Origin of the sequence: Streptomyces sp. RLB3-17, assembly GCF_007113425.2 — a bacterium.
GTDB lineage: Bacteria > Actinomycetota > Actinomycetes > Streptomycetales > Streptomycetaceae > Streptomyces > Streptomyces mirabilis_D.
The window spans coordinates 8298474-8314326 of sequence record NZ_CP041610.2; the positions used below are offsets into that span (position 1 = coordinate 8298474).

The following is a 15853-nucleotide window of genomic DNA, read 5'->3' on the forward strand; positions in this document are numbered from 1 at the left end:
CGTGGTCGGCCCGCACGCTGGATCCAGTTGTGGACGTGCCGTCGTGCGCCGTGCGGGGGCAGGGCTCTGGGAGGACCGTGTGACCGCTTCGTCGCCCGCCACCGACGCACCGCCGGCCCGGTACGACGACCTGCGTGCTCTGGTGATCAACTGCACCCTCAAGCGCTCGCCGGAGACGAGCAACACCCAGGGGCTGATCGACCGCAGCGTCGGCGTCATGGACGCGCAGGGAGTGCACGTCGATGTCGTCCGGGCGGTGGACCACGACATCGCCACCGGTGTGTGGCCCGACATGACGGAGCACGGCTGGGAGACGGACGCCTGGCCGGACCTCTACCGGCAGGTCCTGGCGGCCGACATCCTCGTGCTGGCCGGCCCCATCTGGCTGGGCGACAACAGTTCCGTGATGAAGCAGGTGATCGAACGCCTCTACTCCTGCTCCAGCCTGCTCAACGAGGCCGGACAGTACGCCTATTACGGCCGCGTCGGCGGCTGCCTGATCACCGGCAACGAGGACGGCGTCAAGCACTGCGCCATGAACGTCCTCTACAGCCTGCAGCACCTGGGCTACACCATCCCTCCCCAGGCGGACGCCGGATGGATCGGCGAGGCGGGTCCCGGCCCCTCGTATCTCGACCCCGGCTCGGGCGGCCCGGAGAACGACTTCACCAACCGCAACACCGCCTTCATGACCTGGAACCTGCTGCACCTGGCCCGGGCGTTGAAGGACCTCGGCGGCATTCCCGCATACGGCAACCAGCGCACCGCGTGGGACGCCGGCTGTCACCGCGACTACGAGAACCCCGAACACCGCTGAGTCGGCCGGGTCACAGGCTCTGGGCGGGCCAGTTCAGCAGTCGGGCGCCGATGACCGCCGTCTGGAGCATGTAGCGGTGGGCCGGGTCGGCGGGGTTGGCGCCGGTGAGTTTGTGGATGCGTTCCAGGCGGTAGGTCAGGGCGCGCACGCTCAGGGAGAGACGGCGGGCCGCTTCGGCCGCCACGCAGCCGCAGTCGAAGTACGCGGTGAGGGTGTCCAGGAGGACCTGGGCGCCGCCGCGGGCGGTGGTGAGCGGGCCGAGGGCGTCGAGGACGAGGTCGGCCATGGCCTGGCGGTCCCGGGTGAGGACGGGGTAGACCAGCAGGTCGGCGGCGCGCAGTACCGGGTCGTCGAGTTCGAGGCGTTCGGCGAGTTCGAGGGTGTTCAGCGCCTCTTCGTAGGACTGGACGACCCCGCCGGGGCCGGGCTGGGGGCGGCCGATGGCGATGCGTCCGCCGTCCGTGGCCGCGTACGCCCGCTTGGCGAAGTAGGTGAGGACGTCGTCCTGGTCGCCGGGCGCGACGCACAGCATCCGGCCGTGCTTGGTGGTGAGCAGGATGTTGCGGTCGCCGAAGCGCGCGATGAGGGCCTGTTCCACCTGTCGTGGCACTACAGCGCCCTCGTCGTAGGCGGTCGTGCCCTGCGCGACGGCGACGGCGTGCGCGTGGGAGAGGCGCAGGCCGAAGCGCTCGGCGCGCTCGGCAAGGCGCCCCAGATCGCTGCGGCCGTAGAGGAGGTCGTCGATGAACTCGCGGCGCGCCGCCTCCTCTTTCCGTACGGCGAGGAACTGTGCCCGTTCGTAGCCCTCGGCGAAGGCGTCGATGACCTGCTGGATCGCGGCAAGTGTGCTGTCGGCCGAGCCGGGCGTCGTGGGCCAGGCGGCGCGGGCCGCGGACAGATGAGCGCTGACGAGGGCGCGCAGGCCGTGGCCGGCGTTGGCGGCCCGCTCGCCAAGGGCGCGGCGTGACTCGATCTCGTCGCGGGTGAGGCGCCGACCGGTGGCCGAGGCCTCCGCCAGGAGCAGGGCATAGCCGCTCAGATAGTCCTCGGGTATGTCGTGCCCCGTCACGTCGTCCCCCGGTTTCTTGACGGCCCGGTGACGACTTCTTAGCGGCGACCGGCATGCAGACCCTAGTGAACACTGCCGGGAACCGGCAATGCGCTGGTCGGTACCTGACATGCACGATGAGCGCAGGGGAGCACGGCGGATGGTCTCGGTGCCGGACGCCTGGCGGTGTCCGGCACCGACAGCCGGAGGGGAGCCGTGCGCCACCGGAACAGGCAGGCAGCACAACACGACGAGCGGGGGGGGGTGGGGGGCATGTGGTCGTTTCTCGTGGCTGTCAGCGGTTTTCCCACCATCCTGTTCACGGCCGCGCTCGTCGTGGTCGTCGGCTTCTGGCTGCTGGTCGCCGTAGGAGCGGCGGAGTCGCACGGCTTCGACGGACATGTGCACTTCGACGCCTGGGGCATGGGCGGGGTCCCGGTCACGGTCGTCTTCTCCCTGGTGACCGCGATCGGCTGGTTCCTGAGTCTGAGCGCGACCGTCCTGCTCGATCCCCTGGCGTCCTCCGGGATGGTCCGCGGGTCGGCCGGACTGGTGGTCCTGGCGGGGGCACTGCTGATCGCCTGGCGTGTGACCCGCCTGCTCGTACGGCCGTTGCGCCACCTCTTCCACGATGAACCGGGGCCGTCCCGGCTGGACTTCGTGGGACTCACCTGCACCATCCGCACGGGGCGGGTGGACGCCGGGTTCGGGCAGGCCGAGGTCGCGGCGAAGGACGGCTCCACCGCGGTGGTGCAGGTGCGCCAGACCGCGGACGAGGTCCTCACCAGCGGTAGTACCGGCCTGTTGTACGCCTACGACGAGGTCGGCGAGTTCTTCTGGGTCGCGCCGTACGACACGGCGCTCGACCCGCGGGGCCACGGCACCTGAGTCGCCCGTGCCTGCTTCGCGCCGCACCTTCTCACCCGCTTGAAGTTCCTTACGCCTCAAGGACGTTTGCCATGGATGTCATCTCCTTGGGCATCGGCGTGCTCGTCGCCGTTGTCCTCCTCATCGCCATCACCATGCTGCTGGTGGTCGGCCGGCTGTTCCGCAAGGTGGAGCAGGGGCGGGCGCTGATCATCTCCAAGACGAAGAAGGTGGATGTCACCTTCACCGGCGCCGTGGTGCTGCCGGTGCTGCACAAGGCCGAGTACATGGACATCTCGGTGAAGACCATCGAGATCCGCCGCACCGGCCGCGAGGGTCTGATCTGCCAGGACAACATCCGCGCCGACATCCACATCAGCTTCTTCGTAAGGGTCAACAAGACGGTCGAGGACGTCATCAAGGTCGCGCAGGCCATCGGCACCGAGACCGCGAGCGACGCGGCGGCGATCCAGGACTTCTTCGCGGCGAAGTTCTCCGAGGCCCTCAAGACGGTCGGCAAGCAGCTGGACTTCGTCGACCTGTACACCAAACGCGAGGAGTTCCGGGACCGGATCATCCAGGTCATCGGCACCGACCTCAACGGCTACCACCTCGACGACGCGGCCATCGACTTCCTCGAGCAGACGCCGATGACGCAGCTCGACAACCAGAACATCCTCGATGCCCAGGGCATCCGCAAGATCACCGAACTGACGGCGATCGAGCACGTCCGCACCAACGAGTTCCAGCGCACCGAGCAGAAGGAGATCACCCGGCAGAACGTCGACGCCCGGGAGACCATCCTGGAGCTGGAGCGCCGGCAGGCCGAGGCCGAGATCAAGCAGCGGCGCGAGGTCGAGACACTCCGCGCCCGCGAGGAGGCCGCGACCGCGAAGGTGCAGGAGGAGGAACGGCTCGGCTCGCAGGGCGCGTTCATCCGTACCGAGGAGCAGCTCGGCATCCAGCGCGAGAACCAGGCCCGCGAGATCGCCGTCGCGCAGAAGAACCGTGAGCGGGTCATCGCCGTCGAGAACGAGCGCATCGAGAAGGACCGGCTGCTGGAGGTCATCGCCCGGGAACGGGAGACGGGCCTGACGCGTATCGCCGCCGACAAGGAGGTCGAGGCCGAGAGGCGGGAGATCGCCGAGGTCATCCGGGAGCGGGTCGCGGTGGACCGTACGGTCGCCGAGCAGGAGGAGTCCATCAAGAAGCTGAGGGCCGTGGAGGAAGCCGAGCGCGGACGGCAGACCGTGATCATCGCCGCCGAGGCACAGGCCCAGGAGAAGCTGGTCAAGGACATCAAGGCGGCCGAGGCGGCGGAGACCGCGGCCAAGCACCGCGCCGCCGAGCAACTGACCCTTGCGGAAGCCCGGTTGAAGTCGGCCGACCTCGACGCGCGGGCCAAACTGCGGCTCGCCGAGGGCATCCAGGCCGAGTCCGCCGCCGCGGGCCTCGCCGACGTGCAGGTCCGCGACAAGGCGGCCGAGGTCACCGAGAAGGCCGGCCGTGCCGAAGCCGTGGCCACCGAGGCCCGGCTGCGTGCCGAGGCGGAGGGCACCGAGGCCCGGCTGCGCGCCGAGGCCGAGGGCTCGCGGGCCAAGGCGCTCGCCGAGGCCACCGGTATCGGCGAGAAGCTCAAGGCCGAGGCGGAGGGCCTCAGCCAGAAGGCCGTCGCGATGGCGGCGCTGGACGACGCGTCGCGTGGCCACGAGGAGTACCGGCTGCGGATCCAGGCCGAGAAGGAGATCCGGCTGGCCGGACTCGAAGTCCAGCGGCAGGTCGCCGAGGCGCAGGCCACGGTGCTCGCCACCGGACTGGAGAACGCCGACATCAACATCGTCGGCGGCGAGTCGGTCTTCTTCGACCGCCTCGTCTCCTCGATCGCACTCGGCAAGGGCGTGGACGGTTTCATGCGGCACTCCGAGACCGCGCAGGCGCTGGCGAAGCCGTGGCTGGACGGCACGTCGAGCTTCACCGACGACCTGAGCCGCATCCTCGGCTCGGTGTCCACGGCCGACGTGCAGAACCTGACGGTCTCCGCGCTGCTGGCGAAGCTGATGAAGACGGGCGGTGCCGGCACCGGGCAGGTGCAGCAACTGCTCGACAAGGCAGGTGAGCTGGGGCTCTCCGACCTGCCACTCGCCGCCCTGAACGGCAGCGTCGGAGCCTGACCGCCAAGCCGGGTCCGGAGCCGCCGAACAGGGGACGGCGGCTCCGGACCTCATGTCCCGCCTTCCTGAGAGGGATCCCATGACCACCGGCCTGGACACCGGTACGTACGACGTGCTGCGCGACCGGCTCGCCGCACAGGCAGGCGAACTGGCCCGGCGCGCCGAGGCGCTCAACACCCGGCGCACCGAGCGGTTCGGCTCGACCCGGCTGGAGCTCACCGGCACCGAACGCATCCGCACCGAGCACCACTGTGTGCCCCGCGACATCGTCTCCGTCGGCGACGTCCTGCTCTTCGGATACGACGTCTTCCTCGGCCTCAAGCCGGAGACGACGGTGGGCGACGTCCTCGCGCTGTACGACCGAGACCTGAACCGGCTGCCCGAGGACGCCGTCCCCGGTTTGCTCGACGACCCTGCCTTCGTACGGGAACTCGTCGCTCTGTACCGCTACTACCGTGCGACGCACCTCCTCCAACTGCGGCATGTGGACGGCAAGTTGCTGGCCGTCTTCCAGACCGGTGAGAAGGCCGACGACATCCGCGTACTGCGGTGGGCCCTCTCGGCGGACGGCCGGGCGTCGTTCCTGGACGCACGCGGTGAGCGCGATCACGTCTTCCCGTCCTCGCACGACTTCGAGTGGCACGAGACGACCCGCGAGGACCACGTACTCGGCCGCCACCCGCATGTCTCCATCGAGGGCGAGGTCTTCGTCGAGACGGTCGGTGGCACCCTCACCGTCAAGATCGAGGACAACACCGAGACGGGGGAGGGGATCTACGCCGAGCCGGTCGACGAACCGCTCCAGTCCCTCGCCGACGCGGACATCGCGTACGCGCGCGTGGGCGCCCTGATGCTGCTCCGCATCCGCCCCTACAAAGAGGACGCGCACCGCCACCTGGTCTTCAACACGCTCACCAGGTCCGTGGTGCGCCTCGACGGCATCGGGCAGGCCTGCCGCCGCCTCCCCGCGGACCAGGGAATCGTCTTCCCCGGCGGCTACTGCCTGGCCACGGGGGCGTACAAGACGTTCGACGGAACCGCCGCCCCTGTGGACACGGCAGCCCTGGAGTACGAGCGGGTGGTCCGCTCTCCCAACGGCGAGGACGTCCTCTTCGCCTTCCACGCGCGTGCGGAGGGCCGCAGCCTCCTGCTCCCGTACAACATGATCCGCAAGGAGTTCGCCGCTCCGCTGTCCTGCCACGGCTGGGCGCTCTTCGACGACGGCACGCTGACGGTGCTGCGGGCGGACTCCGATGAGCCGACACGCGTGCACCCGTTGCAGCTCTGGCGGTCCCCGTACGTCTCGGACACCTACGCCGATGCCCAGCCGTCCCAAGCCGGCCCTTCTCCAAGTTCACCACTGCGGTCGGACCAGGGGGACCCCATCGCCCGCGTCGGCAACGCCGACCTCGTCCGGGGCATCTCCGACTGCCTGTCCCTCACCCGTGCGGCCTCGGAGACCGCTCCGACGATCGAGGTGTACGAGGCGCTGCTCGCCGCCTGCGTCCGCGCGGCCGACACCTACCACTGGCTCGGCGACACCGATCTGGGCGACCTGCGCACTCCGCTGGACGCGGTCCGCGCCACGACCGAGCGGGTACTGGCCGAATTCGAGACGGTCCAGGCCCTCACCCGCCAGGCCGCCGACGCACTCGCGGAGGCTGCCGCGCACATCGCCTCGCTCGTACGACGCCTGCGCGGTGAGGCACCCCGCGACGCTCCCGCCTGGGTGAACGGCCTGGCCGAACTCCGCCGCGCCCAGGGCCACCTGCTCACGCTCAGGGAGCTGCGGTACGCCGACACCGTCCGTATCGACGAGCTCGCCGCCGACGCGGAGGCCGACCTCGCCTCGCTCGGGCAGCGTGCCGTCGCCTTCCTGGCCCGTGAGGATGCCTTCACCGGTCACCACCAGGCCGTTGAACGGCTCGTCGCGGAAGCCGAGTCGCTCGCCACCGTCGCCGAGGCGGCGCCTGTCACCAGCCGCATCGACGAACTGACCGACGGACTGCGGACCGTCACCGAGGTCGTCGCCGGACTGGACATCGCCGACGCCACGGTGCGGACGTCCGTCCTGGAACGCGTCGCCGAGGTGCTGGGTGGTGTCAACCGCGCCCGAGCCACGCTCGACGCCCGCCGCCGCGAACTCCTCGACCACGAGGGGCGTGCCGAGTTCGCCGCCGAGTTCGCTCTGCTCGGCCAGTCGGTCACGAGCGCGCTCACCGCCGCGGGGAGCCCGGAGTCCTGTGACGAGCAACTCGCCCGGCTGCTGGTGCAGGTGGAGAACCTGGAAGCCCGCTTCACGGAGTTCGACGACTTCCTCCGCGAGCTGGCGGACAGGCGGACCGAGGTGTACGAGGCCTTCGCGGCCCGCAAGCAGACCCTCGCCGACGCCCGCGCCCGCCGGGCAGAACAGCTCGTGGCCTCGGCGTACCGGGTCCTGGAAACGGTCGCGCGCCGGGCCGCCGCGCTCGCCGACACCGACGCGGTCAGTACCTACTTCGCCTCCGACCCGATGGTCGCCAAGGTCCGGCGCACCACCGACGAGCTGCGCGAACTCGGCGACCGGGTACGGGCGGAGGAACTGGACGGCCGGTTGAAGGCCGCCCGCCAGGAGGCGTCCCGCGCCCTGCGCGACCGCACCGACCTGTACACCGACGACGGCCGCGTCATCCGCCTGGGCAGCCACCGGTTCGCCGTGAACACCGAGCCCCTGGACCTCACCCTGGTCCCGGCCGCCGACGGCCTCGCCTTCGCGCTCACCGGCACCGACTACCGCTCGCCGGTCGCGGACCCGGACTTCGCCGCCACCCGCCCGTACTGGGACCGGCTGCTGCCCTCCGAATCGCCCCAGGTCTACCGCGCCGAACACCTCGCGGCCCGGCTGCTGGACGAGCACGGCCCGACGGCCCTCGCGGAGGCCGACCTCCCCGACCTCGTACGACAGGCCGCGGAGACGGCGTACGACGAAGGCCACGAGCGTGGCGTCCACGACCACGACGCGACGGCGATCCTCACCGCGGTGCTGCGCCTGCACGAGAGGGCGGGCCTCCTCCGTCACGAGCCCGCCGCCCGCGCCGCCGCCCAGCTGTTCTGGGCCCACACGCTTCCCGCCGAGGAGCGCGCGACCCTGAAACGCCGCGCGATGTCGCTCGCCCGCGCCCGCGACACGTTCGGCCTCACACCCGCGATCGCCGAGTTCCGGGCGGAGCTGGCAGTCCACGTCGGCGAGGCGTCCGCCGTGTACCTCTTCGAGGAACTGACGACCGACCCCGACGGCTTCGTCGTCAGCGCGGCCACCCGCACACTGCTCGACAAGTTCCGCCGGACGGTGGGCACGACGGCGTACGACGAGGACCTCACCGCCCTCGACGACCTCGCCGCGCGCCGCCAGCTCGTCGAGGCGTGGCTGTCCTCGTACAGCTCCGCCACCGGCACGGACATCACCCCCGGAGACCTCGCCGAGGCGGTGGCCGCCGAACTCTGCCCGGACCTGCCGCGTTACGAGTCCGATGCGTCGCTGACCGGGACGGTCACGGGGCTGCTGGGCACGCATCCGCGCATCACCGACCGTTCCCTGACCATCCGCGTCGACGAATTCCTCTCCCGTACCCGGGAGTTCAGGGCGAAGGACACCCCGGCCTTCCGCGCCTACCAGCGGCAGCGCACCACCCTCGTGACCGCCGAACGCACCCGGCTACGGCTGGACGAGTACCGCCCCCGGGTGATGTCCTCGTTCGTCCGGGGCCGCCTCATCGACGAGGTCTACCTTCCCCTCATCGGCGACAACCTCGCCAAACAGCTCGGCACCACAGGCGAGGCGAAGCGCACCGACACCGGCGGCCTGCTCCTGCTCATCTCCCCGCCCGGCTACGGCAAGACGACCCTCATGGAGTACGTCGCCGACCGCCTCGGCCTCGTCCTCGTCAAGGTCAACGGGCCCTCGCTCGGCAGCGCCGTCACCTCGCTCGACCCGGCCGACGCTCCGAACGCCACCGCCCGCCAGGAGGTGGAGAAGATCAACTTCGCGTTGGAGGCGGGCAACAACACCCTTCTCCACCTGGACGACATCCAGCACACCTCGCCCGAGCTGCTCCAGCGGTTCATCCCGCTGTGCGACGCCACGCGCCGCGTCGAGGGCGTGTGGAACGGCGAGCCGCGCACCTACGACCTGCGCGGCAAGCGCTTCGCGGTCTGCATGGCGGGCAATCCCTACACCGAGTCAGGCAGCCGCTTCCACGTCCCCGACATGCTCGCGAGCCGCGCCGACGTCCGGAACCTCGGCGACGTCCTGACCGGCAAGGAGGACGCCTTCGCCGTCAGCTTCGTCGAGAACGCCCTCACCGCGAACCCGGTCCTCGCGCCGCTCGCCGGGCGAGAGCGCACCGACCTGGACCTGCTGATCCGGTGGGCCGAGGGCGACCCGACCGCCCGCGCCGACCGCCTCACCCACCCCTACGCCGCCGCCGAACTGGACCGGATCCTCTCCGTCCTGCGCCATCTGCTCACAGCCCGCGCGACCGTCCTCGCCGTCAACGCGGCCTACATCGCCTCCGCCGCCCGGACCGACGCCACCCGCACGGAGCCGCCCTTCCTGCTCCAGGGCTCCTACCGCACCATGAACAAGATCGCCCAACGCATCCAGCCGGTCATGAACGACACCGAACTCGCCGCCGTCATCGACGACCACTACACGGCCGAGGCGCAGACCCTCACGACCGGCGCGGAGGCGAACCTGCTGAAACTGGCCGAACTGCGCGGCACCCTCACCACCGAACAGGCGCTCCGCTGGGCGGAGGTGAAGGCCGCGTATCTCCGTGCGCAGGCCCTCGGCGGCACGGAGGAGGCCCCTCTGACCCGTGCGGTCGCCGCGCTCGGCCTGCTCGCCGACCGGATCTCCGCCGTGGAGACCGCGATCGACCGGGCCGCCGACCCCCGCCACCCGATGGCCACCCCCACCGCCAGGCACTCCGTCGGGCCGCGGGGGCGAGCGTCGGACCGTACCTAGCCGACGGCGCAGCGGCTCCATCGGGCGGCTGAAGGCCGGTCCTCGGGCACACTCCGTATCGGCGGGCCGGTTGTATCGTTCGAGGTGCCGGCCCGGTCGTACGTCCTCGTGGCTGTGTGGGTCGGTGGGTCGAGAGCGAGGCAGGAGCCGAGCGTGCGTGCGCGTGACCTGGCGGTGGAGTACGAGACAGTCGGCGTCGACAGCGACGCCCTGGACGCCGCACGATTGATGGTCGAACACCGGCTGCCCGCGCTTCTGGTGCTGGACGAGCGGGGCGCGCCGAAGGCGATCCTGCCCGCTTCCCAGATGATCAAGATCCTGGTGCCGGGGTACGTCGTGGAGGACCCCACGCTCGCGGCGGTCGTCGACGAGCGCCACGCCGACCGACTGTGCGAGGCGCTCGCGGGACGCAAGGTCGGCGACTGTCTGTCGAAGACCGCGCCACCGCCCGCCATCGCCGCCCCGGACGACACCGCACTGGAGGTCGCGGCCCAGATGGCGCAGGTCCGCAGCCCGTTGGTGGCCGTGGTCGACAAGGACAGGAGTGGTACGCGGCTGCTCGGAGTCATCACCGCCTCGCACCTGCTGGAGCGGCTGCTCGCCGCCGCGGCGTGCTGACGGCGGCTGTCACGAGTGCCGTGCGCGAGCAGCGCCATGAGCACGGCCCCGCTGACCGAGCTTCCCGGGCCGCCTGACCCCTTGGCCTAGGGCCTGTCCGGCGGATCAGGCCCCACGTCTGCGGCATGATCCGCCGGACAGGCCCTGGGCGAAGACCGCAGTGGCCGCCGCGCGGGCCGGGCGGTTCGAGCACACCGACGCCCGGGTGGAGTCTGCGGTCAGGTTGCCGGATTCAGGCAACCTGCGGCCCCTCAAGGTGCTCGCCAAGAATCTGTTAAGGACGCGTCAAGGGCCTGTAGGGTGCCCAGCGGTGTGCCGGGAAGCCTGGTCGGCGAGCAGGGGATCACTCTCTCTTCCGATCGGGGCGTTCGGCATGGTGCTCGCGGTGGTGTTCGGGGCCGCACTGCTGGTGGCGATGCTGTTGTGTCTCCTCGGCCTGATCCACATCACCTCGCCGAAGACGAAGGCGTCCTTCGAGCCGCTCGGCCAGGCGCCGGCGGAGCTCGCGAAGTTCACGGCGTTGCTGGTCTTCGGCGCGCTGCCGGCCCCGAGGCTGTTCGGGGACCTGTCGTGGGGCGGCTGCGCGGCGGTGGTCCTGGCGAGCTTCCTCATCCTTCCGGCCTCGCTGCTCTCGCTGTTCGGCACGCGCATCTCCCGCACGGAGAGGTCGGTGGCGGCCTGGTTCGGCCCGAGGGGTTTCGCCTCCGTGGCGTACGGGCTGCTCGTTCTCCGGTCCGGCATCCGGCAGGCCAAGGAGGCGTTCACCCTCGTCGCCGTGTGCGTCGCCTTCGCGATCAGGAGCGAGGCTCCGCAACCGCTCGGAGGAACCGGAGGAACGTGAGCGACTGGCACAGCTGGGCGGCGATCGTCGTGTTCGTCGGCGCGTACGCCCTGATCATCAGCGAGAAGATCCACCGCGTCGCCGTGGCCCTGGGTGGCGCGGGACTGATGCTGGCGATCGGGGCGACCGACGACGTCTCGGCGTTCTACTCCGAGGACTCCGGCGTCGACTGGAACGTCATCTTCCTGCTGATGGGCATGATGATGATCGTCGGCGTGCTGAAGAAGACCGGCATGTTCGAGTACCTGGCCATCTGGTCCGTGAAGAAGGCGAAGGCCAAGCCCTTCCGGGTGATGGCCATGCTCGTCGTCATCACGGCCGTCGCCTCCGCGCTCCTCGACAACGTCACCACGGTCCTGCTGATCGCCCCGGTGACGCTGCTGGTCTGCGAGCGGCTCGCGCTGCCGGCCGCTCCCTTCCTCATCGCGGAGGTGTTCGCCTCCAACATCGGCGGCACCGCGACTCTGGTCGGCGATCCGCCCAACATCATCATCGCCAGCCGGGCCGGCCTGACCTTCAACGACTTCCTGGTCCACCTCGCCCCGCTGGTGGCGGTGCTGGTCGTCGTCCTGGTCGCGCTGTGCCGGGTGATGTTCCGCAAGTCCTTCGTGTACGACGAGGACCGCGCCGCGGAGATCATGGCCCTGGAGGAGCGCGAGGCCATCAAGGACCCCCGCCTGCTGGTCCAGGGCCTGATCGTCCTCGTCCTGGTCGTGGCGGGTTTCGTCCTGCATCCGGTGCTGCACTACGAGCCGAGCATCGTCGCCCTGCTCGGCGCCGGACTGCTCGTCGCCGTCTCCACCGCCGACACGAGCGAGGTCCTGTCCGAGGTCGAGTGGCCCACCCTCGCCTTCTTCGCCGGCCTGTTCATCATGATCGGCGGCCTGATCGACACCGGTGTGATCGACGAGGTCTCCAAAGCGCTGGCCGATGTCATCGGCACGAACGAACTCGGCGGCTCCCTGACCCTCTTGGGAGCCTCGGCGCTGCTGTCCGGCGTTGTCGACAACATCCCCTACGTCGCCACCATGGCGCCCATCACCAGCGACCTGGTCCACAACATGGGCGGTGGTGGTGGCCACGTCATGTGGTGGGCCCTCGCCCTCGGCGCCGACCTGGGCGGCAACGCCACCGCCATCGGCGCCTCCGCGAACGTCGTCGTCCTCGGCATCGCCGAACGCAACCGCCAACCCATCACCTTCTGGCAGTTCACCAAGTACGGCCTGATCGTCACCGCCGTCACCGTGACCATCTCCCTCGGCTACGTGTGGCTGCGCTACTTCGCCCTCGGCTGACCCTTGGCCGACGCGGCGAATCGGGATGCCGCACGTGGAGTTATTACGGGAAGCTGACGTGGCGGTCGAACCCCTCATGCCTCAATCACCCCATGGACAACTCTGGTCCTGCCCTCCACCGACCCCTGGTGGTGGCGAAGGCCCGAGGAGCGACATATGAGCAGGCACAACAGGCGCAGGTCACCTTTACAGGTCAAGCTGACCCTCGTCGGAGCGGGAATCCTCGCGGCGGCGGCGGCTGTGACGACGGTGACCGTCGCCTCGGCGGGAGAGGTCCCCCGCGGGCACGACGACGCGGGCAGCGCGAAGGCCGGAGCCGACCACGCGGTCTTCGTGCAGGGCAACGAACTCGACGGCAACACAATTCACGTCTTCAAGCGCGCGCGGGACGGCAGGCTGAGTTCGGCGGGCACTTATGCGACCGGTGGCAAGGGCGGGGACCAGGTCGACGCGCCCACCGACTCGCTCGCCTCGCAGGGCTCGCTCGTCTACGACGACCGGTCCGGCCTGCTCCTCGCGGTCAACGCGGGCAGCGGCACCGTGACGTCCTTCCGAGTCGAGGGACAGAGGCTGACGGACCGTCGGGTGGTGCGTTCGGGCGGGGACTTCCCTTCGTCGATCGCGGTCTCGGGAAGGCTCGCGTACGTCATGAACGCGGGCGGGGCGGGCAGCGTCCAGGGTTTCCGGATTACGGCCAAGGGCCTGGAACCGCTGCGTGACGCTCACCGTTCCCTCGGCCTGGACAACAAGAGGGTGCCGCTGTTCAGCAGTTCACCCGGGCAGGTCGCGTTCACTCCCGGCGGTCGCGAACTGGTCGTGACCACCAAGTCCGCCAACACCGTCGAAGTCTTCCCGATGACGCGCGACGGACGCCCCGCGCGGCGGGCGGTGGTCAACGACTCCGCCGGTGCCGTCCCGTTCGCGATCACCTTCGACAAGGCCGGCCGGATGCTGGTCGCCGAGGCCAAGGAGTCCACGGTCAGTACGTACAAGGTCCGCGTCGACGGCATCCTCGAGGTCGTCCAGAAATCCCTGCCCAACGGTCAGAACACGCTGTGCTGGCTGGAGCGTGCCGGTGACTTCTTCTACGGCGGCAACACCGGCAACTCGACCGTCACCGGTTACCGCACGGACCGTCGGGGCAGGCTGGCGCTCACCAACGACGTCGGGGTGGCGGCCCCGCCGTCGGCCGAGTCCCAAGGCGTCATCGACCTGGCGGTGACCAAGGACGAGAAGTTCCTGTACGTGCAGAACGCGACTTCCGGCACCGTCGACGGCTTCCGCATCGGCCGGAACGGCTCGCTGGCCAAGGTCGGCACGACCCCTGGACTGCCCCCCTTCGCCGAGTCCGGCATGGAGGGCATCGCCGCGGTGTAAAGAAGCGGCCACCGCGGCCCCGGCGCCCCGAACAGTCCCTGTTCGGGGCGCCATGGCCTGTCCGTACGGCACGGGCGCTCAAACCGCGAGCACCGACCGCCCCCCATGGCCGGAACACCGGAAGCGGACCGATTTCTGCCGGACGCCCTGTCCTGCGTGCGATGGCTCTGGGGCTTCCTGTGGGGCGGAGGCGCCGTCGTCCGCAAGGGTCCCGGCCCGGCCCGTCGTTGTCAGTGGTGACCACTAGTTTGGAGGCACTGGAAGACGGCCGAAGCGGCCGACCGGGCCTTTGGGGAGGGGTGTGCTGTGTCCGCTGCGCAGGCACGACAGTCGGGGAACACGACGTATCTGGAGCTGTCCCAGGAGAGCGGCGGTGCCCACAAGTTCTACGAGGTGACCGTCGAGGGGACCACCGTCTCCGTGCGGTACGGACGGATCGGTGTGGACGGGCAGCGTCAGACCTCCGCGTTTCCGACGGTCGAGAAGGCGAACGCGGCGGCGGCGAAGAAGATAGCGGAGAAGGTGCGCAAGGGGTACGCGCCCGCCGTCCAGGGGCAGCGCGCGGCCCGGCCCGTGACGCGTCGTCAGGTGACGTCCGCCCCGTCCACGGCGCGGGCGACGGCCCCGGTGCTGTGGCGGTTCCGTACGGGCGCCTCGGCGTTCGGCATCCATGTCGACGAGGACCGCTGCTGGGTGGGCAACCAGCACGGCAGCGTCTACAACCTGAGCCACGACGGTGAGGTGCTGGCTCACTACTCCCTGCCGGACGGGGTGAAGTGCCTGGTGGCGGACGACTTCTGGATCTACGCGGGCTGTGACGACGGCCGGGTGTACGACCTCTCCTCGAAGGTGCCGTTCGCGGCCTACGAGATAGCGGCCGAGGTGGACATCTTCTGGCTGGACATTCACGCGGGCGTGCTGAACGTCTCCGACCGCAACGGTGGTCTGACGGTCATCGACCACGAGGACGAGCTCCAGTGGTCGCGCAACTCGTCCGGGGACAACGCGTGGATGGTGCGGGCCGACGACCACGCCGTGTACCACGGGCACAGCCGCGGTGTGACGGCGTACGCGGCGGACGGCGCCGGCCAGCTCTGGCACACCGCGACCAACGGCAATGTGCTCTTCGGGTGGCAGGAGGAGAACGCCGTCTACGCCGGGACGGGGCGGCGGGTCGTCCAGCGGCTCGCCAAGTCCGACGGGCGGATCGAGGCCTCCTACTCGTGTGACGCCGCGGTGTACTCGTGTGCCACGTCCCCCGGTGGGCGGTACGTCTTCGCGGGCGACTCCGCTTCCTCCGTCTACTGCTTCAGCGCCGACGGCTCCCGGCTGTGGAAGCTCGGCACGGGCGGCGGCTCGGCGCTGTCGATGCAGTACCACGACGAAAGGCTGTACATCGTCTCCACGGACGGCTCGCTCGCCTGCATCGACGCGAGCGAGGCCGCGATCAACGCCGCCCAGTCGGGCACCGTCCCGGTCGCCGCGGACATCAAACTGGCGGCCGCCCTGCCGACGTACGCACCGCTGACCACCGCCGCCTCCGTCGCCACGGTCAGCGCCGTCCCCGCGCCGGGGAGCGGGGTCGTCGTGGAGTGCACTCAGGAAGGAGGCCGAGTGCGCGTGCACGTGGTCTCCGAGGGCTATGAGCCGAGTTGGAACGTCCAGTTCCCGCGTGCGATACGCCAGCCCGGCGCCCGCTATGTGGTGGACGCGCTGCACTCCTCGGTGGGTGGCTTCTACCGGGTGCGCGGAGAGATCAGGCGTCTGGTGTGACGCTCACCGACCAGAGGGGGTAGGTGCGGGCCGCCTCGCGG

9 protein-coding genes and 1 pseudogene are annotated in these 15853 nt (G+C 70.2%); 9 read left to right on the plus strand and 1 reads right to left on the minus strand.

Translation table 11 applies throughout. The features are described 5' to 3' along the window. Positions 1-79 precede the first annotated feature (79 nt). Positions 80-817, plus strand: a complete 738-nt coding sequence (locus FNV62_RS37375; protein WP_054237148.1) for a flavodoxin family protein — start codon at positions 80-82, stop codon at positions 815-817. Between the two features lie 10 nt (positions 818-827). On the opposite strand, the gene FNV62_RS37380 is transcribed toward FNV62_RS37375, so the two are convergent. Then, positions 828-1886: a PucR family transcriptional regulator gene (locus tag FNV62_RS37380; RefSeq protein WP_097286548.1), complete on the minus strand. Its 1059-nt coding sequence runs from the start codon at positions 1884-1886 to the stop codon at positions 828-830. A 252-nt stretch (positions 1887-2138) separates the two neighbouring features. Here FNV62_RS37380 and FNV62_RS37385 point away from each other — a divergent pair, with 252 nt between their 5' ends. The 8 genes and pseudogenes from FNV62_RS37385 to FNV62_RS37420 all read left to right on the plus strand — a co-directional run bounded on the left by FNV62_RS37385 (position 2139) and on the right by FNV62_RS37420 (position 15812). Continuing rightward, positions 2139-2753, plus strand: coding sequence for a hypothetical protein (locus FNV62_RS37385; RefSeq protein WP_054237150.1), 615 nt, complete (start codon positions 2139-2141; stop codon positions 2751-2753). A 71-nt stretch (positions 2754-2824) separates the two neighbouring features. Further along, on the plus strand, positions 2825-4903 hold the full coding sequence (locus FNV62_RS37390; protein WP_143628411.1) for a flotillin family protein: 2079 nt from the start codon (positions 2825-2827) through the stop codon (positions 4901-4903). A gap of 79 nt (positions 4904-4982) precedes the next feature. Next, the gene (locus FNV62_RS37395) at positions 4983-9908 is read left to right on the plus strand and encodes a DNA repair ATPase (protein ID WP_144315830.1); all 4926 of its coding nucleotides are present in this window, start codon (positions 4983-4985) and stop codon (positions 9906-9908) included. A 153-nt stretch (positions 9909-10061) separates the two neighbouring features. Then, on the plus strand, positions 10062-10526 hold the full coding sequence (locus tag FNV62_RS37400; protein ID WP_143628413.1) for a CBS domain-containing protein: 465 nt from the start codon (positions 10062-10064) through the stop codon (positions 10524-10526). Positions 10527-10974: 448 nt separating this feature from the next. Continuing rightward, a pseudogene (locus FNV62_RS37405) lies at positions 10975-11322 on the plus strand (sodium:proton antiporter); the annotation flags it as partial. A 41-nt stretch (positions 11323-11363) separates the two neighbouring features. Beyond that, positions 11364-12662, plus strand: a complete 1299-nt coding sequence (locus tag FNV62_RS37410; protein WP_097286550.1) for an SLC13 family permease — start codon at positions 11364-11366, stop codon at positions 12660-12662. Between the two features lie 156 nt (positions 12663-12818). Continuing rightward, positions 12819-14039, plus strand: coding sequence for a lactonase family protein (locus tag FNV62_RS37415; RefSeq protein ID WP_144315831.1), 1221 nt, complete (start codon positions 12819-12821; stop codon positions 14037-14039). Positions 14040-14345: 306 nt separating this feature from the next. Then, on the plus strand, positions 14346-15812 hold the full coding sequence (locus tag FNV62_RS37420) for a WGR domain-containing protein (protein ID WP_143603160.1): 1467 nt from the start codon (positions 14346-14348) through the stop codon (positions 15810-15812). The last annotated feature ends 41 nt before the right edge of the window (positions 15813-15853 follow it).

What these genes read in the sequence shown, in the direction of transcription:
- FNV62_RS37385 (WP_054237150.1), top strand. Translation starts at nt 2,139, where the DNA reads ATGTGGTCGTTTCTCGTGGCTGTCAGCGGTTTTCCCACCATCCTGTTC.
- FNV62_RS37390 (WP_143628411.1), top strand. Translation starts at nt 2,825, where the DNA reads ATGGATGTCATCTCCTTGGGCATCGGCGTGCTCGTCGCCGTTGTCCTC.
- FNV62_RS37395 (WP_144315830.1), top strand. Translation starts at nt 4,983, where the DNA reads ATGACCACCGGCCTGGACACCGGTACGTACGACGTGCTGCGCGACCGG.
- FNV62_RS37415 (WP_144315831.1), top strand. Translation starts at nt 12,819, where the DNA reads ATGAGCAGGCACAACAGGCGCAGGTCACCTTTACAGGTCAAGCTGACC.